We start from the raw sequence: 19,997 nt of genomic DNA on the forward strand, positions 1-19,997 counted from the left end.
TGTAAAGCGGAAAGGCGTTGTTTGCCGAGCCTACGCATCACCAACAGCAAGATAGGCAGTGATATGCAGGGTCTTGACAAGAAGTTTGTCGGCATCGAGAAAATTTACAAGGAAGTCGCCATGTAATCTTGATTATTGGGAACTGGTCACAATTTGTGACCAGTCCTTACTGTTGTTCCAACATTACTTAATACCCTAAAATATACGATTATGGACTTGCAGATTATCCAAAACAAGATTTTTGAAGTCAGAGGTTGCCGGGTGATGCTCGATTATCATTTGGCAGAACTCTACCAAGTGGAAACACGAGCCTTGAAGCAGGCGGTCAAGCGCAATATCGAGCGTTTTCCGGGTGACTTTATGTTTGTTCTCACCCAAGAGGAAGCTAACTTACTGTTATCCATAGGGGTGTCACAAAATGTGATACCCCCTGCTTACAACTTCGGCATTGCTATGCCTATGGCTTTTACGGAGCAGGGCGTAGCCATGCTTTCTTCGGTTCTCCGCTCCAAAGTAGCCATAGAAGTAAACATTTCCATCATGCGGGCTTTCGTCCTCATGCGCCAAATGGTAATCGGTTACGAGGAACTGTTAAAGCGCATCGAGGAACTGGAGGTAAGCACCGATGCGCAGTTCAACGAACTGTACCAAGCCCTTACCCAGCTTTTGAGCCAGTCGAAACAACAGAAAGAACGCCGTCCGGTAGGTTTCGTTACCTATAACCGTGACAAAAACGAATAGGTAACGATTTCGGTAACGAAATACCATCTCATAAGTTATGTCCCAATATTGTACATTCTTCCACCTTGCGGGCAGTCCACCGACTACCCGCATTTTTTATATCCTTTTCCAATTGGCACATTCCCCGAAACGCCAGCCGTGCGTGGCATGGCTGACTGTATTTCGTGAAAAGAGCCGTTGGAAACCCGCACAAGCGTACCGCAAGGTAAACTTGCCATACCCTTGCCTTTCCCGCCCGCATGGAGTGTTCCCTAAAAGACGAAAGAGAACAGGCACTTTTCCCCTGTTTCCCTATCTGTAAATCTTCCTCTTACGCAGTCCCCCAGCCGGGACAGTCGTTTTAATCATTTCAATAGGCAAAGGTAGTTACGTGTTCTTCACGACTTTGCAAGGTCGAGCCGTTCCGGTTTGGCGAAAAAATCTTCCCTGCCTTGCGAGGTATTTTTTGCCCAAAACCTTGCAAACTCTAAACACTACCCTTTTGAGCCTATGTGAAACGAAAACGACCGACCCGACCGGAAGACGCATAAAAAAAAAGTCGGATTTACGGGAAACAGGAAAAAAGTTCAGTGAAACTTCAACTCCCTCACCTCTCGAATCCGCATAAAATTAAAAACTTAAAAATTACAGCAATATGGAAGCAACGACATTATCAGCAGCAAGCGTTTATGTAGGCACTTACGCCAAGTACAACAACGGTTCATTGTCCGGCGCATGGCTCGACCTTTCGGATTATTCGGACAAGGAAGAATTTTACGAAGCCTGCCGGGAACTTCACAAGGACGAGGAAGATGCGGAATATATGTTTCAGGACTGGGAGAACGTGCCGGAGGGCTTAATCGGCGAAAGCTGGATTTCTGAAAATTTCTTTTCCCTGCGTGATGCGGTGGAGGATTTGAGCGACACCGAGCAGGAAGCCTTTTTCGTGTGGTGCAACTATAAAAGCCATGATTTAGGCGAGGAAGATGCGGACGACCTTGTACGTGATTTCCGGGATGAATATCAAGGGGAATATGACGATGAAGAAGATTTCGCCTATGAAATTATAGAAGAATGTTACGACCTGCCGGAGTTCGCAAAGACCTATTTCGATTATGAAAAGTTTGCCCGTGACCTGTTCATGTGCGATTACTGGTTTGATGATGGCTTTGTGTTCCGTGCGGCATAACAACCAATCCGGGCGGGGTGTCAAAGCCCTGCCCGCTAAAAACAACCAAGTTTATAACCATAAAAAAATGAGACATCATGCAGTCACTTAACAAAAACGGGGTAAGCATCACCCAAACACCGGGAGAAGAAAAATACGTGAAATGTTGCTTAGGCGCATTCAGGGGACAGATTTATTTTCAATATGACTACCGCCACTTTGACGGCGAACTATTCAGCACGGTAGCCAAAACGCTGGCAGAGTGCCGCCGCAGGCGTGACGGGTGGATAGCGAAAAAAGAACAGAGTAATAAGTAAATTTTAGGGATATGAAAACGACAGAAGTAAACAAGGAGCTTATCGGCAAGCGTTGCGAGTGTATTTTTACGGGCTTAATGGTAACGGGCGTTATCGAGGACACAGAAGAAAACGAACACACCATAGAGGTAAAAGTTCGTTTCGACCGCCCGCACCAGTGGGGCGATGATTTATATAATGATGTGTGGGCGTGGGGGCGTAAAATTGACGAGTTCGGCACGTTGCGCCATTTGCAACTGCTGGAGGACAAACCGGACTTTCAGACAATGACGGTAGTTTTCGGTGAGCCAATCAGCCAAATAGACCGCAGTGTTTTTGAAGATGCGGCGGCGTGGGGTGTCTGTTCCCTGCAAGGCTGGGTAAACAGCTATGAAAGTGTCCGGTTTGTAGCCATAAACGACCATACGGCGGTCATAACGGGCGAATATAACATGGAACAGGTAAAGGTGTGGTTAGAGAAATACACGTCCATAAAGAGCCTTAAAATCAGTTGATAGAGAACGGCGGCTGTTTGCCGCCGTTACTTTCTTCCGTGAGCCTGCCAGCGGGTGAAGAAAGTAACAAAGAAGCCTTTCGCTTCCCTATCATGGAAACAGCCCGCCGATGCTTCCCGGCGGGCTGTCTGCTGGCATTTACGCTTTGCGTATCATTAAACGAATATCACAACTACAAATCCTCACAATGCATAAATTTTACACTAAGTATGCACACGGTTTCTTCTTCCTCGATGTCGTATTTCCAAGTCCGCTTGGTGACAAGCATTTCCGTGTCGCAATCGAACCATACCATTACGGGCGCATCATCTTCTTCATCCGCCCATTTGAAAACCTGATTGGACGGCGTTTTCCACAGTGTAGCACTATCACGTTCAGAAATGCAGTCCTTATCCACGATAATGATGTCACCTACTGCCGGAACCGTATCTGTTTCCAGCGTGGTTTCTATGTACCACGAGATACCTTTTATATCCAATTCTATTTTTACCATGTCATTTTATTGTTAGGGGGTTATTGTTTCCGTTTCTTCTTCGCTGTTGTCATTATTAAATGATAGTGTAAGCTGCTGCATCTGTCCGAAGCTGTCGATGATATAAATGTCAATCGTCTGTTGGTCGGTCGATGCGGAGGTGTAGTAGAGCCGGAACTTTTCTTTCTCCAGCGGGTAAAGGTCATTGGGCAGGAACACCGTGCCGTTATCCATTTCCAGCTTCCCTTTGCCGTCCGGCTGGAAATAGCGTATCTGATAGGTGGTCGGCAGGTAATAGCCGCCACGTACCAACTGGCAGCGTATTTCGGCGGTTTCCCCGACTTTCAGTTTCTTGGGTACTGGCAGCGTTTCGATGCTGAACGGGTACGCCTGCTGAATATCCAAGCTGTCATTACAGGCGGTGACAAGCACAAGGGCGGCCACGATGTAGCAGCCCATGATGATTTTATACATTACGTTTTTCATATACATTATTATATATAACGGTTAGTTGATGATGAATTTTACCCCGATGCCTACCTGCGTATGGAACTTCCCGATGTCCGAACCGAACAGCATCCGTTCCCTTGCATTGACAAGCAAGGCTATCCGGTCTGTCAGGTAGGCTTCCAGTTCCAGCGTGAGCGCACCGCCGTAAATAAAGCAGTCCTTATCCAGCAGTGTAGAGCCGTCCGGCAGTAACTTTTCGCTTTTGTTGCTCACCTCATACCCGGCGAGAGCCGACAGCCCCAGCGAAAGAAAAAATGTCTTTCGCCTGTCTGATAGGAATTTCAGGTAATAGCCGCCCTCTGCGGTGAACTGTTCGACTGGAATACGCATATCCTTGTAGTCATACTTCTTGTGCAAGTATTCTCCGCCAATCACCCAGCGGTTTGCGTTCTTGGTGTAAACGCTGTACGCCGCCCCGAAGTGGTAGGCGAAATTGCTGCCAGCGTTCCAATGTACCCCGTCCGCCATGCCCGCCGTGACCTGCAAGCCTTTCATGCCCGGCAGGTATCTTTGTGCGTGTGCCTGAAACGAGGTCAGGCACAGCGCAAAGAGCATCATTATAAAGATGTGTTTCTTCATTCCCTATTTGATTTTGAGTTCGTCAATCACTTCCGCATTCACGATGTCGGAATTTTCCACCCGTATGGTCTGATGCCGCCCGCCGTTCTTCTCGTAAAGCTCCACCAGCAGCAGTTTGTCGTCAGGAATGGTGAACTTCGGCAGGGCGTACACCGTGCGCACGGTCGATTTTCCGGCAATCTCTATCACCTCGTTGTAGCTGCGTACCGCATCCAGCACCGTTTCCTGAATAGCCGTGCGTTTCGGTACTTTCTTATCGACTATCTTAAACTTGATGAAGTCCGTGTCGAAAGGCACGTTGGAACTGTTCTTCGTCTGCGTGTGTACATAGAGCATCCCGTTATAGGTATAAATCCCCTTGATTAAGAACTGTATGCCGAAACGCTTGCTACCCAAGTGGCGCACTTTCCGGTCATTATTCTTGTAGATGCTCTGCATTATCAGCTTCACCAGTAGCGGGCTTTCGTTACCCAGTTCCCGGAAATGGATGTTCATGCGGGTATGCGAGAAATCGGACGTATCTTCATTTTCCAAGAAGTCTTTCATTTCGATGTTGAGCATTTCCGGTTCACGGGCGTACTTGGCGTTGAACGAAAAGAAACTGCCGTCCTCGCAAATGACAGAAAAATTCGTTTCGCCCGGAAAGCCCTCTGTCGTGGCTTTCACACGTATCACGTTTTCCGCCCCGTCAGCCTTTCCCGCTATGATGTGGTTGCTTCCCAAGTCCACGTATCGCACGGCGGCAGGAAAGATGATATGCACGGTCTTGGCAAATGTCACTTCCACGCCATAGGGCGTTACCATTTGGCGGTAAGGCAGTTTCCGGGTAATGCCCCGGTACAAATCGTTGCCCGCTACATACTTCACGGTGTCAGTAGTTTGTGCGTTTGCCGCACACACGCCCAGCAAGAGGGCGAACATTGCAAAAATCTGTTTCATTGTCAATTGAAATTTTAGTGGTTAAATAATTATTGTTGTTTTGCATAAAGCATCACCTTGTACCCGGCTTTCAGCTTCACTTTCACGGTTCGGAACTTCTTGGCGAGGTAGCCGGACGTTCCTTGCAGCAAGCCTCTTGTCACGTCCATAGCCACCTGCTGCCCGGCACTTTGGGCAAAGGAAATGCTTGTACCCAGCCCGCTGCCGATATTCGCCATAGCCTCGTTGAACGCTTCCTGCTCCATTGAGGACGGGACGGACAGCCCCTTTTGCCCGTCCGTGTCGAACACGGCGAGTTCCACCGGGATGATGTTGCCCGCATGTTCAATCGAGGACACCAGTATGTCAAGCCGTTCGCCCTGCACTTTTGCCGTTCCTGCTACAAGGGTATTCTTCGGCACAACGATGTTCCCCGCCTGCATGGGTTCGAGCAGCCGGAGTTTCACCGCCTGCCCGTCCGTCAGTGTTTGGTCTTGGTGGATGCAGGCGGCTACCGTGTTCTTTCCCATAGCATAGCCCGTGCCCACCGCCGTGTTGAAACCGTAGTTTCGTGGCTGGCTGTACGCCCGGATGAAGTCGGCATCGCTCATGGGCTGCTGCAATCCCGATACGGTCGTTTCCCTGACAGCCTGCACCGCTACCGCATCCGGCTTGCGTTCAATGCTGCCAGTTACGGGTACTTGCGCCACTTGCCCGCCGTTCATGTATCTTGCCGCCAGTTCATAGGACTTTTCCAAAAGAGCCATTTGGTCGTCAGCGGTAGGCGTGGCGTTCTGCTGTTGTTGCAGCCTGTCGGTCAGTTCCGCCACCTGCCGCTTCAAGTCCTCTTTTTCCTCGTCCACCGCTGGCGTTTCGTAAAACGTGCTTAACTGGCGGTTGATGTCCCGGTAGGCGTTTGCCGAGGAAGCAGCGCCAGCCCGCCGGGGTTGCACATCTTCTTCGTCCGGCATCAGGTCGATTTCGGGCTTCGTTTCTCCGGATTCTTCTTCCGTGGTGAAACCGAAGTCCTGCAACGACTGTATTTTCTCTTTCCGTTTGCGGTTCATCATCGCCTGCTCGTAGGCTGCCTGCTTGTCGGCTATAATCCCGTCCTCTGCGGGCAGGGGTATGTCGGCGTTGAAGCCGCCCACGCTCTCCACATTCACGTCCTCTTTATCAGCAGGTGCGAATATCAGATACATGCACCCTGAAAAGGCAAGGAACATCAGCGGGAAGACTATCATTTTCCTGCGCTGCTGTACCTGTTGGGGTGTCAGTTCCTTTTTGGTTTTCTTTTCCTTTTCAGGCTTTCTGTCCGCTTGTGGTACGGTCGTGCCGTTCTCATTCTTCTGTACTTCGTCCATATTCCGGTCTGTTTAAGGGGTTGATACTGTCGCTATCATGTAGCGGGTATTGTTTGATGTGTTCTATTTGCAGCCGCCTGCCGTCCCGCTTCCCGATGTTGTATATTGATGAAACGGTGATATAGACGGACAAGCCGCCAAAGAAGAAGAACATCACGAGGATAACCGCCAGCCTTTTGCCCGGCGTAATCCGTCCGCACATCCGGCGCAGGCGGTCGTCCGCCCAGTCCTGCACCTTTTCGATGCAGCCTTTTTTCTTTCTTGTTTCCATACGCCTATCGTTTAATGGTCTGTAAATCCTTGTTCTCGGTAATGGTGAACGCTTCGATGATGAAACCGTGCGGGTTGTTGTCGCTGCGTGTGGCGTTGAGCAGGCGGCACGAGGTCACGAGGCTTCGCACCGTCAGGCTGCTTTCCCGGACAATCAACTGGCGGGCATAGGTGTTCACCTTGTAGGGGTACTGGTCGAAGTCGCATTTCACGCTGTCAATCTCCACCGTCTGCGTGACGTTTCCCGAAATTACCCGGTTGTAGTAGCCCTTTTCCGCCAAGTCCTTGTAATAGTTGAAAGCGGTCTTGTCGGCGAGGAACAGCGAGCGTCTGATATTACTTTCGATAGCCCCCTTGTCGGGCGATAACGTGAAGAAAAGTTCGTGGAAACGCCGCACGTGCGACTTCGCTTCCACGGGTCTGTTCTGTGCCATGTCCTGCGAGAGTGCCAGCATCAGGCTCTTGCCGTTGTCGAGGACGTATATCTTCTGCCGCTGCTTCTCGGCGAAGCTGTACGAGTTCCACACGGCGAAGCCCGTCACCAGTGCGCACAGGCAGATGAATACCAGTGCGAACAGCCTTATTTGCCGGAAACTCGTTTCAATGTTCGTTAATGACTTAAATTCCATATACTAAATTTTGATGTTGGTTGTTTGAGTAGTTTCCCGGTTACTTTCCCGCTTGCCGCACCGACCGCAGCCCCGGCGATTGACCCAGCCCGTGCCACGTTGCGGTTATAGGCAGACGTGCCGCCAGCCGACACTATCCAGCTTGCTACTGTCGGAATGGTGAAGTAGCCCACGATGCCGATAATCATAAAGATTACATACACGGTGCTGCTCCCGTCCGGGATGAAGTTCGGGTCTGAAAGCTGTTCGATGTCCTTTTGGAGCATCAGCGTCTGTATGCGAGCCAGCACACTGCTGAACAAGTCCGACACGGGTAGCCACAGGTAAATGGAGATATAGCGTGAAATCCACTGGGTCAGCGTGCTTTGGAAACCGTCATAGACGGAAATCGCGAACGCCAGCGGACCCAGTATGCTTAACACGATTAAGAAGAAAGTCCGCAGCGTGTCTATAATCAGCCCCGCCGCCTGAAACAGCATTTCCAGCAGTTCCCTGAACCAGTCCCGGACGGACTTCTTGATGTTGTAAGCCGCCCTGTCCATGTACATTCCGGTCATTGTCACCATGTCGGAGGGCGACCAGCCCAGTTCTTCCAGTTGTCTGTCAAATTCCTCGTCCGATGCGAGGTAAGCCGTTTCGGGGCTTCGCATCAGGGCTTCATATTCCAGTCGGTCTTTCTGCGCCCGGTACTCGTTCATGTCGAAAGTCTGCGTTTCCATAAGCTGGTTGCACCCTTTTACCACTGGCGACAATACCGTGTTGATAGTCCCCAACACGAAAGTTGGAAAAAACATGATACACAGCCCCAGCGCAAAGGGACGCAGGAGCGGGTACACGTCTATGGGTTCGGCACGTGCGAGCGACTGCCACACTTTGGCGGCTACGTAGAACAAAGCCCCCAGTCCGGCTATCCCTTTGGCTACCCCTGTCATATTACTGCACAAGGGCATCATTTCATCGTACAACACCCGCAACACTTGGTGCAGGTTGTCAAAATCCACCGCTGCTAATAACATAGGCATACTAATTAAGTGGTCGTATAATGTTACCAGTAGCGTTCATCCGCCGAGCCGTAGAGAGCCAGCACCCGGTCGGTGTCGTTCTTCTTCTTCGCCCGCAGATAGGACACGGATATGTTCTTGCGGGTATAGTAGTTCACAAGGTTGCGGTAGTTGAGCAGGCTTTTATAGGCGTTGTCGATGATTGCCAGACGTTCGGCATCCGTCAGCGACATGCCCGTGATGTTCACGACATTTTTCAAGTCCTGCAACACGTCCGCACTTTCGGATAGCAGCTTGGCGTATCCGGCTGAAATGGCAGTGAGTTCATCCGGTGTGTAGTTAGGGTCTGCCAGCATGTTCTGATAGTTGCGCACGTAGATTTCGGATATTTCCGCCACCAGTTCAATGGACTTCTTCACCTTGACACCGCCCTTAACCACGTCATGCACCGCTTTGAGCGCATCGTAATATTTTTTACCCTGTTGGAAAATCTTCTGCGCTTCCATGAAGCCGTCCAGCGTGTTCTTGGCGGTGGTGGAGGTCTGCACTATCTGCTTGGTGGTGTTGATGATACCCTGTGCCAAGTTGCCGGGGTCTGACACCACCCACTGGGCGGATGCCTTGCCGATGAAGCAAAGGCACACCGCCATAAGGAGAATTGTTTTCTTCATCTTGTTTTGTTTTTTGGATTTGTAACTCGCTTGTATTCGCCGCCGGGTGAAAGGGTTATCCGGTCACGTTCCTTGTCATACGACAGCAATATGGCAAAGCCAGTTTCGATGAACAGGTTTCCGTCCCGCTCTGTCACTTGATAGGTGGTTTCCAGCACCTTGCCCCTGACATTTGATTTTCGGGTAACACTATATTTGCCGTCCGTTTCCGAAAGGGTGAAAGAGGGGCTTCCCTTGACGTGTACCCATTCACCACACATCTTTTCCGGTTGTTTGTCCCCGCTGCCAGTGCAGCTTGCCAATGACAGGCAAGCGCATAGCAGCAAGGGAAACAGTTTGTTTATCCGTTTCATGTTTCTTTACTTTAAGTTATTGATAATTGGGGATTTCTCTTGCTTTCCGCAAGCCGCTTGATAGCCAGTTCGAGGTTGCCGCCCAGCTTGTCGGCAAGGGCGAACAGTTCCATTTTCTCGCTTTCTTCGGTCGTGTACGTGTAGTATTCTTCCAGCGAAACTTCCGTTGCGTACACCGCCGACTGTGTACCGCCCAGCGAAAAGAAAACTTCCTTGTACTTCCGTCCGGGGTGGTTCGCCATGTTGATGGACAATATTTGCGAACGCTCCTTGTCGGTCAGTCCGAGCAGGTTTTGTATGCTGTCGAACTTGTTGAGATATTTTCTTTGGTCTAACAGGATTTTGCAGTCCGAGTTGTTGATGATACTTTCTTTCACGATAGGGGAAGAAATAATATCTTCCACTTCCTGCGTGACTACAATCGCTTCCCCGAAATACTTTCTGACGGTCTTGTACAAATATTTTATGTAATCTGCCATATTCGCACTTGCAATCGCTTTCCACGCTTCCTCAATTAGTATTAACTTCCTTATTCCTTTTAACTTGCGCATCTTGTTGATAAAGGCTTCCATGATGATGATAGTCGTTATCGGGAATAAAATCTTGTGGTCTTTGATGTTATCCAACTCAAAGACTATGAAGCGTTTATGCAACAAATCCAGTTCCTTGTTGGAGTTCAGCAGGTAGTCGTATTCACCGCCACGATAGTAGGGTTCAAGCACGTTCAGGAAGTTGTCGATGTCAAAATCCTTTTCCCTGACGTTCTTTTCTGCAAGCCGCAGTCGGTATTCATCCCGGACAAACTCGTAGAACGTGTTGAAGCAAGGCGTTACCGACCTGTCGCACGTGATACGTTCGATATAGGCACTTACCGCATTGGACAACGCCACTTCTTCCGACCGCTTCGGGGCTTCATCGTCCCGCTTCCACAGGGTGAGTATAAGGGTCTTGATACTCTCTTTCTTCTCGATGTCAAATACCCCGTCCTCGACATAGAACGGGTTAAACGCTATCGGGTTTTCGGTGGTGTAGGTGAAATAAATCCCGTCCTCTCCGTGTGTCCGGTTGTGGATAAGCTGGGACAGCCCCAAGTAGCTGTTACCCGTATCGACCAGTAGCACATGTGCTCCCTGTTCGTAATACTGGCGTACCATGTGGTTGGTGAAGAAAGACTTGCCCGACCCGCTCGGCCCAAGTATGAACTTGTTGCGGTTGGTCGTGATGCCTTTCTTCATGGGCAGGTCTGAAATGTCGATGTGCAGCGGGCGACCGCTTACCCTGTCCACCATTTTGATGCCGAACGGTGAAAGCGAACTCTTGTAGTTCGTTTCTTCCACGAACAGGCATAGAGCCTGCCCCAAGAATGTGTAGAAACTTTCCTCTGCCGGGAAGTCTGCTTCGTTGCCGGGTATGCCCGCCCAAAAGAGTGTGGGCGTATCGACTGTGTTGTGTCGGGGCTTGCACTCCATTAAGGCAAGCTGGCTTCCCACATCGTTGCGTATGCGTTTGAGTTCTTCCCTGTCATCCGACCAAGCCATGACGTTACAGTGGCAGCGCACCGATACAAGCCCCCTGCTGTGGGCTTCGTTCAGGTACTCGTCTATCCATTCCTTGTTCACTTGGTTGGCACGGGAGTAGCGGGAGAGCGATTGCATGTTCCGGGCGGTCTGCTCAAAATTTTTCAGGTTCTCGGCGTGGTCGTCTATGAAGATGTACTGGTTATAGACGTGGTTACACGACAACAGTACCCCGACCGGGGCGGCAAAACTCAACCTGCAATCGCTTCTATCAGTGGACAACTTTTCAAAGCGTGTGTCCGTCCCGACCTTTCCGGGCAAATCTTCCACGTCCGAGAGCGTGTGCAGGCACAGTATATCGTCCCCGACACGCATTTCTTCCGGGTACAGTCCGATGTCTTTCAGGCAGGTGGTGTCGGTCTGCGATAGCGAGAAGTATTTCTCGATGATACCCACCTTTCCGCCCTGCCCGGTGATTTCCGATGCTGCCAGCCGGGTGAGCGTGACAAAACCGCTGTCGTTCATAATTCTTTCAAACTGCCCGATCGCTTCGATGAACTTTGCCGCCGCTTCCCTGTCCGCTATCTCCTGCGGTACAATCCTGCCCCGGCAGAGGGTGGAGAAGTCGCTCTGTCGGCGGCTTCTCTCCCTTGTCGTTTTCGTCAGGAACAGGTAGCAGTAATGGTTCAGGAACGGACGTTCATTGAAATGCCGTTCAAAACTCCGGGACAGGAAGCTAAGTTCGTCCCTTTCGGTGTCGGGCTGGTAGTTTTCCTTGATGAAGAAGTCCTGCTTGTGTACTATGGAGTAGTCGGGCAGCACCTTGATTGCCTTGTACCATGCCGAATGTATGGCTTCATATTCGGCGCTGGTGACGGTGAACAGTTCGGGCAGTTCCACCCGGAAAGCCACCGTTATGTCGGCATCCTTTGAAATGATGCAGCCGTTCTCCACCGCCAAAAGAGGAAATTTCCTTTCCAGCGTGGTAGCTTTTAATGTATTCCTCATGTTTCGTTCTCCTTTCTTTTTTTGTAGGTGAATAACCGGGGTATCGCCTTGCGGTTGATAATGAAGCGTGGATGCCGTTTGCGTGCGGCTGCTTTCATTAATCCGTGCGTACCGTACCGGGCATTCAGCCGGAACGTCTGCCATACGAGCAGCAGCGAAGCCGACACGATGAAACCGATACATAGCCATTGGTTCACGCCTGCCATGAACAGGATGATGAACACCACGAACACGGCGAGTAAGCCGCCTGCAAAAATGAAAAGGTACTGGCTTTTCAGACCCTTGAACTCCACGGGCTTTCCGATACCCCTATTTACTTGATATTCAGACATAGCCGCCGTTTTAGAGGAAGAACGACCGCAGGATAGTGGCGGCGACAATCAGGAAGATACACGCCCCGAACCAACTGGCGGCAGTCTTTGAAGTGTCGGGGTCTCCGGAACTAAATTTGTTATATACTTTTACCCCGCCAATCAAGCCGCAGACCGCCCCGATTGCGTACACCAGTTTTGTTCCAGGGTCGAAATACCCGGTGATTAGGTTTGTGGCTTCGGTGATGCCCGCCTGCCCGTTTCCTTGTGCGTAGGTACTTGCCACGGCGGCAAGGAGAGCCGCCGACAAGAAGATTTTCTTTCTCATTGTGATTTGAATTTTAATGCCGGGGCAGCGGGTGGATAGTCCGCTGTCAACCGGCGGATGAATAACTTGAAATTTTAGTGGTTGCGGCACGGATGCCGCCTGTTGGTTTTAGAGTTACCAATCAACCGTAGTCACGCTGTTTCATGTTGTCATACTTATACATTATTACATTATAGGAAGTCGTTCATGTCGAACGCTTCGTATTCCTCGCTTGTGCTGCCGTTTCCGGCAGGGGTAGCCGCAGCCCGTTCCGCTTCGTTGCGCCCCAGCAGTTCCGCCACCTTTGCCAGCCCGCCGTTGATGTTCTCCACCACCGCATCGTAGAGGTTCGTCCCCTCGATACCCGCCAGTGTCCCGGCGGCTTGCCGTTTCTCCGCTTCGGTGGGATTGTCGGCGTTCGCCGTTCGCACCGCTTCGCCCAGTTCATCGAAGCTCACGCCCGTAGCCCGCCCGGTATCATTGTCACCGTCCATGTACCCGGCTATTTCCTCGTCCTCGTAGTCGGGTTCGTCATTCTCGTAACCGGGCGTTTCGTCCGCTTCGGGTGTTGCATCCGAAATGCTTTCTTCCGGCTGTTCGTTCGTCTGCGGCTCAAAAATAGTATCATTTTCAGCCGTTTGCGGGAGCTGTCCCGATTTGTCCTGCGCTGTCCCGATTTGTCCACCCTTGTATCGGCTTTCACCTATCAGCGTGTAGCCTGAAACCTCATTTGGAGGAAGTGGTTCATCATCCGTTTTGCCCGGTGATGTCCGGCTGTCCGTGTAGCGATACCATAGCCACAGGGCGATATAGTACACCAAAAGCCCGGTAAGTATGCAATGGATTACCATAGTCAGACAGGCTTTTGGAAGTGGCTTTCGTACAGGGTGTTTATCTCGTCTTGGTACTGCTCGAAGTGGCGCAGTAGAATGTTCTCCACGTAGCTGCTTACCGTTACCTTGCGCCCGCCTATCACCGTCACGATACGTATCAGCTTCTCGTGCGTGGTACGGCTCACGTACAAGGGCTGTCGGTCTGCCAGTTCCACTTTCTGAAAGTAGGTTTCCCGGTAGTCACCCGAACCGCCCTTGCGCTTGCGGTTTGTCGTTTTCTCCACCCGCACCGTTTCAGTCTGCCGTCCCTCGTGGGCGGTTTCCGTTTCGCCGCCGGGCTGCGGTGCATCATCCGGCTGGTTCTCCCGCTTGGCGGGTACACCCTGCGAGATAAGTTCTTTCATGAAATCCTCGTCTATCTTCGGCATCCCGCCGCTTTGCTTTGCCATATCATTGTAATTTGATGTAGTACACTATTTCAGTTATCAGTTCTTCCAAGTTGCTTCCCCTTACCAGCGGGCGGCTGGCGGGAAAGAGCGTGGAGCGGAACACCGCCTTTTTATCCGCTACCAGTTCCTTTTTGTAGCGTTTGGTGTCGGGGATAAAGGTTTTCATCAGCGGCAGTTCCAGTTCCTTTATGGTCTTGTCGTAGGCGGTGTAGAGGTCTGTTTTCTCCCGTCCGTCCACCATGTTCCAAAAGAGGTACAGCCCGGCAAGGCGGCAGGCATCGTTCTTCACCAGCAGCTTTTGGATAGCCACCGCAAACGACAGGCTGCTTTCCAGCACCACCTTATCGGCTGAAATCGGGGTGAAGATGTAGTCCATGCCCGCAAGGGAGTTTATCACGCCCTCGCTGTTCACCGTGCCGGGCAGGTCGAAAAAGACAATATCCGGCACATGTCCGGCGGCTATATATTCGTCAGCCGTGACTATCGCCTTTTCGGGCGAACTGCATAGCACCGGGTAGGCTTTCTTCCCCAGCCGGGTAAACTGTTCATACGCCATGCGCTTGTAATCTTCATCCGCCCCGACCTGTTCGGCATCCCGCTTTCGCATCCCGGCAATGGAGTGTTGGGGGTAGTCGCAATCCACCACCGCCACATCGTAGCCTTTGAGGTAGTAGAGGTAACTCGCCGCCAGCACGGTAAAGGTGGTTTTGCCGACCCCGCCCTTTTGGGTGGAAAAGGCGACATACAGGGGTGTTTTCTCGTTTTCCATATTGCTTTCTTTCATTATTGGTTGATAGATTTGTTTATTGCTTTCAATCAATCCAGCCATATAGCTTTCTTGAAATATTGAAAGATTGTTTTATTTCAATATTGTTTTCTTGCTTTCATTCTTTCTTGAAATACTGAAATCCTGCAATCTTGTTTTCTTGAAATCAAGTTTTCAATCATTCTTTCCTGACTGAAATATTTCTTTCAATCTTGAAATCTTCTGCAAATAAAAGGAGAAAAAACGTCCGTTTTTAGATGTGTCCCGATTTGTCCTGCGATGTCCCATTTTGTCCACCAACCACCTATTTTACAGCATTATAAATCACCGTTACTTTGCAGCAGAGTAACGAACCGCAGGAGGCGGGGATGTAAAAACGGGCAGGTTAATGGCTGGGCTTTCCGTTTCACGCTAACCCCAATCCGTCCGTGACGGATTTCGATTTTCGTCAGAAAATAGCAAGGTGTGTTTTGTATGCTACAAAACCGTTTTCCGTGCCTGAAAACGCCTTGCCCCTTGTGGGGGGGGGTAAAAATCACTCCGAAGTCGTAATTTATTAATTCAAAAGAAGTATGGAAACAAGAAGAACCAACAAGGGCGGTCGTCCCGCCCTCGCAGACCCGGCGAAGCACCGCCATGTCCTTTACCTGAACGACCGGGAGAACGCCCGCTTCCTCTCGCAGTGGGAGCAGTCGGGCGTTACGAGCAAATCCCGTTTCATCGCCGCCCGGCTGTTCGGCGAGCCGTTCCGGGTGGTGAAAGTGGAGAAGTCAGCGGTAGAATACTGCGCCCGGCTGACTGAATTTTATGCACAATTCAGAGCCGTAGCGGTCAATTACAACCAAGTGGTAAAGGCGTTGCACAGCAACTTTTCGGAGAAAAAGGCACTGGCATTCCTCTATAAACTGGAGAAAGCGACCACCGAACTGGCGGCACTGAACCGCCAAGTCATTGCATTAACCAATGAATGTAAGGAACTATGGTTGCCAAAATAAGCACGGGCGGTAATATGTTCGGCGCACTGGCATACAACCAAAACAAGGTGGATAGCGAAGAAGCAAAGGTGCTTTTTTCCAACCGGATGCTGTTAAGTGAGGACGGGAATTTCTCTATCAGCGAGTGTATGCGCAGCTTTGAAATGCAGATGCCCGTCCAGCTATCCACCAAGAAGCCGATACTTCATATTTCCATAAACCCGCACCCGGAAGACGTGCTGACCGACCAGCAGCTTTCCGACATCGCACGGGAGTATATGCGGAAGTTGGGTTATGGCGACCAGCCTTATTTGGTGTACAAGCATACAGACATCGACCGCCACCATATCCACATCGTAGGGTTGCGGGTGGACGAGAACGGCAGACCGCTGAACGACAGGTTCGAGCATCGGCGCAGCAAGCAGATAACCCGTGAACTGGAAAAGAAATACGGGCTTCACCCGGCAGAACGAAAGGAACGCGCCGAACGCCCGGAACTTAAAAAGGTGGACTACACCGCCGGGGACGTGAAGCACCAAATCGGCAATGCCGTGAAAGCGGCTTGTTACGGCTACCGCTTCCAGTCGTTCGGGGAGTACAAGGTTTTGCTTGCTACCTATAATATATGTGCCGAAGAAGTCAAGGGGGAGATAAACGGCAAGCCCTATCAGGGCATAGTCTATTCCGCCATGAATGACAAGGGCGAAAAGGTGGGCAACCCGGTAAAGGCTTCCCGCATCGGCAAATCGGTGGGCTATGAAGCGGTACAGCGCAGAATGGAGAAATCGGGCGAGGTGATTAAGGACAAGAAACTGAAAGAACGCACCCGGAAGATTGTAGCCGCCACCATGCAGACCGCCCGCAGCCGCAAGGAACTGGAACAGCAGCTAAAGAAGCAGGGCATTGATGTGGTATTCCGTCAGAACGACAGCGGGCGCATCTATGGCGTTACGTTCATCGACCACGACAGCCGGGTGGTGCTGAACGGTTCACGCTTGGGCAAGGAGTATTCGGCGAACGTGTTCAACGACCTGTATTCCGATAAAAGAAAAACGGATATACAGCGGGAACAATCCGCACATCAGGAACAGCCGGGCTTCACGCCGAAAGCCGACATTGTTTCGGGCGTGGCTTCCGTGCTGGGTGCTTTCGGCGGCTTGCTGGGCAGTGGTTCATCCGCTGGTGGCGAGCCGCAAGACACCGTCCACCAAAAGAGAAAGAAGAAGAAAAAGAAACGTACAAGGCGTATCGACTAACTTAAAAACATACGATTATGCAACAAGAAGATGATTTGAGGGGGCTTGCAAGGGTCATGGACTTTATGCGGGCTGTCAGCATTTTATTCGTGGGAATAAACGTATACTGGTTCTGTTACTCCACCCTGAAAGAGTGGGGAGTGACCTTTGAGGTGATAGACAAGATACTGTGGAACTTCCAGCGCACTACCGGGCTGTTCTCGTCTATCTTATGGACAAAACTATTTTCGGTGGTGTTCCTCGCCCTGTCGTGTATCGGCACTAAGGGCGTGAAAGAGGAAAAGATAACATGGACGAAGATACATTGCAGCCTTGCGGCGGGTGTCGTGCTGTTCTTCCTGAACTGGTGGCTGCTGGAACTTCCCCTGCCACACACGGCAGGTACGCTATTTTATATCGCCACGCTGTCGGCGGGCTATATCTGTATGCTCATGGCGGGTACGTGGATGTCCCGCCTGTTGAAGAACAATTTAATGGATGATGTCTTTAATACCGAAAATGAAAGTTTCATGCAGGAAACAAGGCTTATCGAGAACGAGTATTCGGTAAATTTGCCGACCCGGTTCTACTATAAAAAGAAATGGAATAATGGCTGGATAAACGTTGTAAATCCGTTCCGTGCCAGCCTTGTGTTGGGAACACCGGGCAGCGGCAAGTCGTATGCCGTAGTAAATAGCTACATAAAACAGCAAATCGAGAAAGGTTTTGCACTCTATTGTTATGACTACAAGTTTCCCGATTTGTCTGAAATCGCTTACAATCATCTACTTAACCATTTGGGTGGGTACAAGGTAAAGCCCAAATTCTACATTATCAATTTTGACGACCCCCGCAAGAGCCACCGATGCAACCCGATAAACGCCAGCTTCATGTCGGACATTGCGGATGCTTACGAAGCCAGCTACACGATAATGCTCAACCTCAATCGCAGTTGGATAAGCAAGCAGGGCGACTTCTTTGTGGAAAGTCCGATTATCCTGCTTGCAGCCATTATTTGGTATTTGCGTATCTATCAGGGTGGCAGGTATTGCACGTTCCCCCATGCCATTGAACTGCTGAACAAGAAATACGCTGATGTGTTCACGATTTTGCGCAGCTATCCCGAACTGGAGAATTATCTTTCCCCATTCGTAGATGCTTGGGAATCAGAAGCTAACGAACAGTTGCAGGGGCAGATAGCGAGTGCCAAAATCCCGCTTTCCCGCATGATAAGCCCGGCACTGTATTGGGTAATGACGGGTGATGATTTTTCACTGGATATAAACAACCCGCAAGAGCCTAAAATACTTGTTGTCGGCAACAATCCCGACCGTCAGAACATCTATTCGGCGGCACTGGGATTGTATAACAGTAGAATAGTGAAGCTGATAAACAAGAAAGGTCAGCTTAAAAGTTCGGTGGTAATAGACGAGTTACCAACGATTTATTTTCGTGGGCTTGACAATTTGATTGCCACTGCCCGAAGCAACAAGGTTGCGGTTCTGTTAGGTTTTCAGGATTACAGCCAGCTTACCCGTGACTACGGGGACAAGGAGAGCCGGGTGATACAAAATACCGTGGGTAACGTGTTCAGCGGTCAGGTAGTGGGCGAAACGGCGAAAATCCTTTCTGAACGCTTCGGAAAGGTGTTGCAGAAGCGGCAGAGCATGACGATAAACCAGCGGGAGAAGTCCACCTCGATAAGCACCCAAATGGACAGCCTGATACCTGCCAGCAAAATATCCAACCTCACACAAGGTATGTTCGTGGGTGCGGTGGCAGATAATTTCGATGAACGGATAGAGCAGAAGATTTTCCACTGTGAAATCGTGGTGGATAATGAAAAGGTGAAGCGGGAAACCGCCCGCTACGTGAAACTTCCGCAAATAATCGACTTCACCGACAAGGACGGAAACGACCGGATGCAGGAAGAGATACAAGCCAACTACGACCGCATCCGTCAGGAAGTCCGGCAGATAGTCGAGGACGAGATAACCCGTATCAAGAACGACCCGGAGCTACGTTATCTGATTAAAGGTGAATAAGTAACTAAAATTATATCATAATGAATTAAAATAGATGAACAATTCCTATCTTTGCAAATAATATCAATAATTTGACCTATGAGAATGATAAATAGAATTAAAATAGTGCTTGTTGAGCAAAATAGAACAGGGAAATGGCTTGCTGAACAATTGAATAAAAATGAGGCTACGGTTTCTCGGTGGTGTACGAATGAATCACAGCCATCTCTTGATACTTTAATAAAAATATCAGAGGTGTTAAATGTTGATGTAAGAGATTTCTGGTGCCAACAAAAATAATTTAACAGTATGAAAATATTTAAGATTCAGGTTGAGAACTTTAGACTACTGAAAAAATTTTCTCTTGATTTAGAAGATGAACTTTCATTAGTAATAGGTAAAAATAATACTGGTAAAACCTCAATATTGTCTGTCTTAGACAAATTCTTAAATCAATCAGAAAAGACTAAATTCCATTTTGATGACTTTAATATTGATTTTAAGAAAGAACTCAATGATATGATAATGAATGAAAAAACTATTATTGAGGACGCATATGTAGAGAAGGGTATTAAACTGAAGCTATTTATTCAGTATACAGAAAATTGTAATTTAGAAAATGTTAGCCGGATTATGATGGATTTGGACCCGGATAACAATTTTATTGTTTTAGGATTTGAATATGTATTGTCATTTGATAAATATATTCAAATTTGGAAAGATTGGCGTGAATTTATTACTCATGAACTCAAAAAACAAGTTGAAAATCAACTTTATAAACCAAAAAGTATATATGATTTTCTGTGCCAAAAACATTCTGATTATTTTAGATTGTATCGGAAAACCATTGAAATTAATAAAAAAACATTAATGGTTAATGAAGCTAATTTTATTGATTTAGACAAGGAAATGATTAGCATAAAGGATATTGTTAGTTTTAAATATATTAGTGCCCGAAGGGAGGTTGCAAATAAGGAGGTAGATAAGACCTTGTCAATGCAAACTTCAAAAATATATAATCCGCAAATCGAAATGTTCGCGCGTTTCAAAATGAAAAGTTCATTTCACAAAACGAAGCGTATAATTTAAAGCACTCTTTATTCCATT

The 19,997-nt window shown here is 49.3% G+C and carries 25 protein-coding genes; 9 read left to right on the plus strand and 16 right to left on the minus strand.

Going from position 1 to position 19,997, the window contains the following annotated elements; translation table 11 throughout:
• The first annotated feature begins 210 nt into the window (after nucleotides 1-210).
• The 4 genes from HMPREF9441_RS10070 to HMPREF9441_RS10085 all read left to right on the plus strand — a co-directional run bounded on the left by HMPREF9441_RS10070 (nucleotide 211) and on the right by HMPREF9441_RS10085 (nucleotide 2,699).
• Nucleotides 211-741 (plus strand): ORF6N domain-containing protein, encoded by a 531-nt coding sequence (locus HMPREF9441_RS10070; RefSeq protein ID WP_008620789.1) that lies wholly within the window; start codon nucleotides 211-213, stop codon nucleotides 739-741.
• Between the two features lie 634 nt (nucleotides 742-1,375).
• Nucleotides 1,376-1,909 (plus strand): antirestriction protein ArdA, encoded by a 534-nt coding sequence (locus HMPREF9441_RS10075; RefSeq protein WP_008620792.1) that lies wholly within the window; start codon nucleotides 1,376-1,378, stop codon nucleotides 1,907-1,909.
• Nucleotides 1,910-1,986: 77 nt separating this feature from the next.
• On the plus strand, nucleotides 1,987-2,205 hold the full coding sequence (locus HMPREF9441_RS10080) for a DUF3873 domain-containing protein (RefSeq protein ID WP_005680371.1): 219 nt from the start codon (nucleotides 1,987-1,989) through the stop codon (nucleotides 2,203-2,205).
• 11 nt (nucleotides 2,206-2,216) lie between these two features.
• Nucleotides 2,217-2,699 carry a DUF7258 domain-containing protein gene (locus HMPREF9441_RS10085; RefSeq protein WP_008620794.1) on the plus strand — a complete coding sequence of 161 codons (483 nt, stop codon included), beginning with the start codon at nucleotides 2,217-2,219 and terminating at the stop codon, nucleotides 2,697-2,699.
• Nucleotides 2,700-2,871: 172 nt separating this feature from the next.
• Here the strand turns inward: HMPREF9441_RS10085 and HMPREF9441_RS10090 are convergent, their stop codons facing one another.
• The 16 genes from HMPREF9441_RS10090 to HMPREF9441_RS10165 form a co-directional block, all read right to left on the minus strand.
• A complete protein-coding gene (locus tag HMPREF9441_RS10090; protein WP_008620795.1) occupies nucleotides 2,872-3,192 on the minus strand; it encodes a hypothetical protein in 321 nt (106 codons plus the stop codon).
• A 12-nt stretch (nucleotides 3,193-3,204) separates the two neighbouring features.
• Nucleotides 3,205-3,663: a DUF3872 domain-containing protein gene (locus HMPREF9441_RS10095; protein ID WP_008620796.1), complete on the minus strand. Its 459-nt coding sequence runs from the start codon at nucleotides 3,661-3,663 to the stop codon at nucleotides 3,205-3,207.
• A 15-nt stretch (nucleotides 3,664-3,678) separates the two neighbouring features.
• Nucleotides 3,679-4,260, minus strand: coding sequence for a conjugal transfer protein TraO (locus HMPREF9441_RS10100; protein WP_008620798.1), 582 nt, complete (start codon nucleotides 4,258-4,260; stop codon nucleotides 3,679-3,681).
• 3 nt (nucleotides 4,261-4,263) lie between these two features.
• Entirely contained in the window at nucleotides 4,264-5,199 is a 936-nt protein-coding gene (traN, locus tag HMPREF9441_RS10105) for a conjugative transposon protein TraN (RefSeq protein WP_008620800.1), read from the minus strand.
• 29 nt (nucleotides 5,200-5,228) lie between these two features.
• Nucleotides 5,229-6,542: a conjugative transposon protein TraM gene (traM, locus tag HMPREF9441_RS10110; RefSeq protein ID WP_008620801.1), complete on the minus strand. Its 1,314-nt coding sequence runs from the start codon at nucleotides 6,540-6,542 to the stop codon at nucleotides 5,229-5,231.
• The gene (locus tag HMPREF9441_RS10115; protein WP_008620802.1) at nucleotides 6,520-6,813 is read right to left on the minus strand and encodes a TraL conjugative transposon family protein; all 294 of its coding nucleotides are present in this window, start codon (nucleotides 6,811-6,813) and stop codon (nucleotides 6,520-6,522) included. The genes traM and HMPREF9441_RS10115 overlap by 23 nt, the downstream gene beginning before the upstream one ends.
• A 4-nt stretch (nucleotides 6,814-6,817) precedes the next feature.
• Nucleotides 6,818-7,441, minus strand: coding sequence for a conjugative transposon protein TraK (gene traK / locus HMPREF9441_RS10120; RefSeq protein ID WP_008620804.1), 624 nt, complete (start codon nucleotides 7,439-7,441; stop codon nucleotides 6,818-6,820).
• The gene (gene traJ, locus HMPREF9441_RS10125) at nucleotides 7,423-8,457 is read right to left on the minus strand and encodes a conjugative transposon protein TraJ (protein WP_087943199.1); all 1,035 of its coding nucleotides are present in this window, start codon (nucleotides 8,455-8,457) and stop codon (nucleotides 7,423-7,425) included. Before traJ ends, traK begins: the two co-directional genes overlap by 19 nt.
• Before the next feature lie 29 nt (nucleotides 8,458-8,486).
• The gene (locus HMPREF9441_RS10130; RefSeq protein WP_008620809.1) at nucleotides 8,487-9,113 is read right to left on the minus strand and encodes a DUF4141 domain-containing protein; all 627 of its coding nucleotides are present in this window, start codon (nucleotides 9,111-9,113) and stop codon (nucleotides 8,487-8,489) included.
• The gene (locus tag HMPREF9441_RS10135) at nucleotides 9,110-9,466 is read right to left on the minus strand and encodes a DUF3876 domain-containing protein (protein WP_008620811.1); all 357 of its coding nucleotides are present in this window, start codon (nucleotides 9,464-9,466) and stop codon (nucleotides 9,110-9,112) included. The genes HMPREF9441_RS10130 and HMPREF9441_RS10135 overlap by 4 nt, the downstream gene beginning before the upstream one ends.
• An 11-nt stretch (nucleotides 9,467-9,477) precedes the next feature.
• Complete coding sequence (locus HMPREF9441_RS10140; RefSeq protein WP_008620813.1) at nucleotides 9,478-11,991, minus strand: TraG family conjugative transposon ATPase; 2,514 nt, start codon at nucleotides 11,989-11,991, stop codon at nucleotides 9,478-9,480.
• Nucleotides 11,988-12,323 carry a DUF4133 domain-containing protein gene (locus tag HMPREF9441_RS10145; RefSeq protein WP_008620814.1) on the minus strand — a complete coding sequence of 112 codons (336 nt, stop codon included), beginning with the start codon at nucleotides 12,321-12,323 and terminating at the stop codon, nucleotides 11,988-11,990. The genes HMPREF9441_RS10140 and HMPREF9441_RS10145 overlap by 4 nt, the downstream gene beginning before the upstream one ends.
• 10 nt (nucleotides 12,324-12,333) lie before the next feature.
• Nucleotides 12,334-12,630, minus strand: a complete 297-nt coding sequence (locus HMPREF9441_RS10150; RefSeq protein ID WP_008620816.1) for a DUF4134 domain-containing protein — start codon at nucleotides 12,628-12,630, stop codon at nucleotides 12,334-12,336.
• A 170-nt stretch (nucleotides 12,631-12,800) separates the two neighbouring features.
• Nucleotides 12,801-13,460, minus strand: coding sequence for a hypothetical protein (locus HMPREF9441_RS10155; RefSeq protein WP_008620818.1), 660 nt, complete (start codon nucleotides 13,458-13,460; stop codon nucleotides 12,801-12,803).
• Between the two features lie 2 nt (nucleotides 13,461-13,462).
• Nucleotides 13,463-13,891: a DUF3408 domain-containing protein gene (locus tag HMPREF9441_RS10160; RefSeq protein WP_008620820.1), complete on the minus strand. Its 429-nt coding sequence runs from the start codon at nucleotides 13,889-13,891 to the stop codon at nucleotides 13,463-13,465.
• A 1-nt stretch (nucleotide 13,892) separates the two neighbouring features.
• Nucleotides 13,893-14,675 carry a ParA family protein gene (locus tag HMPREF9441_RS10165; RefSeq protein ID WP_039865161.1) on the minus strand — a complete coding sequence of 261 codons (783 nt, stop codon included), beginning with the start codon at nucleotides 14,673-14,675 and terminating at the stop codon, nucleotides 13,893-13,895.
• Between the two features lie 554 nt (nucleotides 14,676-15,229).
• On the opposite strand from HMPREF9441_RS10165, the gene mobA reads away from it, so the two are divergent.
• The 5 genes from mobA (at nucleotide 15,230) to HMPREF9441_RS10190 (ending at nucleotide 19,979) form a co-directional block, all read left to right on the plus strand.
• Nucleotides 15,230-15,652, plus strand: coding sequence for a conjugal transfer protein MobA (gene mobA / locus HMPREF9441_RS10170; RefSeq protein WP_008620828.1), 423 nt, complete (start codon nucleotides 15,230-15,232; stop codon nucleotides 15,650-15,652).
• Nucleotides 15,637-16,887, plus strand: coding sequence for a conjugal transfer protein MobB (gene mobB / locus HMPREF9441_RS10175; protein WP_008620830.1), 1,251 nt, complete (start codon nucleotides 15,637-15,639; stop codon nucleotides 16,885-16,887). The genes mobA and mobB overlap by 16 nt, the downstream gene beginning before the upstream one ends.
• A 17-nt stretch (nucleotides 16,888-16,904) precedes the next feature.
• A complete protein-coding gene (gene mobC / locus HMPREF9441_RS10180) occupies nucleotides 16,905-18,911 on the plus strand; it encodes a conjugal transfer protein MobC (RefSeq protein WP_008620832.1) in 2,007 nt (668 codons plus the stop codon).
• 78 nt (nucleotides 18,912-18,989) lie between these two features.
• Nucleotides 18,990-19,190 carry a helix-turn-helix transcriptional regulator gene (locus HMPREF9441_RS10185; protein ID WP_008620833.1) on the plus strand — a complete coding sequence of 67 codons (201 nt, stop codon included), beginning with the start codon at nucleotides 18,990-18,992 and terminating at the stop codon, nucleotides 19,188-19,190.
• Nucleotides 19,191-19,199: 9 nt separating this feature from the next.
• Nucleotides 19,200-19,979, plus strand: coding sequence for an AAA family ATPase (locus HMPREF9441_RS10190; RefSeq protein ID WP_008620835.1), 780 nt, complete (start codon nucleotides 19,200-19,202; stop codon nucleotides 19,977-19,979).
• Nucleotides 19,980-19,997: the final 18 nt, after the last annotated feature.

It is taken from the genome of Paraprevotella clara YIT 11840 (assembly GCF_000233955.1).
Taxonomy (GTDB): domain Bacteria; phylum Bacteroidota; class Bacteroidia; order Bacteroidales; family Bacteroidaceae; genus Paraprevotella; species Paraprevotella clara.